The sequence below is a fragment of the Pseudoalteromonas aurantia genome (genome assembly GCF_005886875.1).
In the GTDB taxonomy this organism is placed as follows: domain Bacteria; phylum Pseudomonadota; class Gammaproteobacteria; order Enterobacterales; family Alteromonadaceae; genus Pseudoalteromonas; species Pseudoalteromonas aurantia_A.
Genome location: NZ_PNBY01000167.1, coordinates 1 through 1,224 on the forward strand (window position 1 = coordinate 1; position 1,224 = coordinate 1,224).

Below are 1,224 nucleotides of genomic sequence, written 5' to 3' on the forward strand. Positions count from 1 at the left end.
TGTCGTTGCAACCACTGTGTGGTTGTCTGGTGTTGACATTGTGGGCAGTGACGATGCCCGCATGAGAGCGGGTGTTGTGCTTGATGGTGACAGTGAGCGCAGCCCCAACTCATTTTATGTTGCTCACTGGTTCTACATCGAAGCAGTGCTTTAATCGCCTGTCGAATAGGGTGATTAAGCTGACTCTCATACTGGTGTAGAAAATCATGTTCATGATGACGCAGTAATTCAATAAAGCAACTCATAAAGCCGCCGAGATACGCATGAGATTATTCGTTAACTGGTTTATGAGCCTTTGGGTGTCATGCTGTTTTATCTGTGTTAGCTGCGTGTATTTTGAGGTGGTATTAAGACTGCCATGACCGAGTAATAACTGTAATGAACGTAAATCGAGACCTTGCTCTAGTAAATGAGTGGCAAAGCAGTGGCGCAAAGAGTGTGGGCTGATATGTTTGGTGATTTTGCAGTGTTTTAATACTGCTTTCATGGCCTTTTGTATGCCGCCTTTATCCATTGGCGTATTAGCACCAAGCCCTTTTCCTGGAAATATCAGCGTAGAGTGACGATGAGTTTTCCAATAAAGACGTAATGCTTGAAGTGTTTTATCAGGTAGGGGGACTAGCCTATCTTTACCGCCTTTACCATCACGAATATGAACGCGCATTGTTTTACAATCAATGTCAGCCACAGTCAGGTGTAAAGCTTCACTAAGACGCAACCCCATAGTGTATAAAGTTAAAAAGAACACTTGGTAACGGTGCTGTTTAGTATGATTAAGCATAAAAGCAATTTGTGCGGCAGTTAAGATATCGGGTATACGTTTTACTTGAGGGGGCTTAACAATATCGAGCCACTGCCACTGGCGTTCAAGGGTATATTTATAAAAGAATTGTAAGCCATTACGGTCTAACTTAATGGTACTCCAAGAGTGAGTTTGAATGAGGGCATTAAAGTATTGTTTTAAATCTTGGGTGCTTAGAGTATCGGGTGAGCGATCAAAGTAGAGCGTGATGCGACGAACAGCACGAGCGTATGCATCAATGGTAGCGGGTCGTTTACCTTGTAATTTTAAGTTGGTAAGATGTTGAAGATAAAGGAAGTCGAAATGTTTTTGTTCGAGGTCATTCATGGTATTAACTCCGGTGTGACACCACCAACATGGCGATGTTCCAGAGTTTAAGTATGAATGATGTTTTTCTGCCGCTTAGCGGCTTCGTTCAACAA

General features: G+C 42.7%; 2 protein-coding genes. Both read right to left on the minus strand.

Annotated elements, in window-relative coordinates; genetic code table 11:
* A partial coding sequence (locus CWC18_RS22020) for a transposase zinc-binding domain-containing protein (RefSeq protein ID WP_171041182.1) occupies nucleotides 1–245 on the minus strand: 245 nt, incomplete at its 3' end.
* The gene (locus tag CWC18_RS20265; protein ID WP_138676002.1) at nucleotides 242–1,129 is read right to left on the minus strand and encodes a tyrosine-type recombinase/integrase; all 888 of its coding nucleotides are present in this window, start codon (nucleotides 1,127–1,129) and stop codon (nucleotides 242–244) included. The genes CWC18_RS22020 and CWC18_RS20265, both read right to left, overlap by 4 nt.
* Nucleotides 1,130–1,224: the final 95 nt, after the last annotated feature.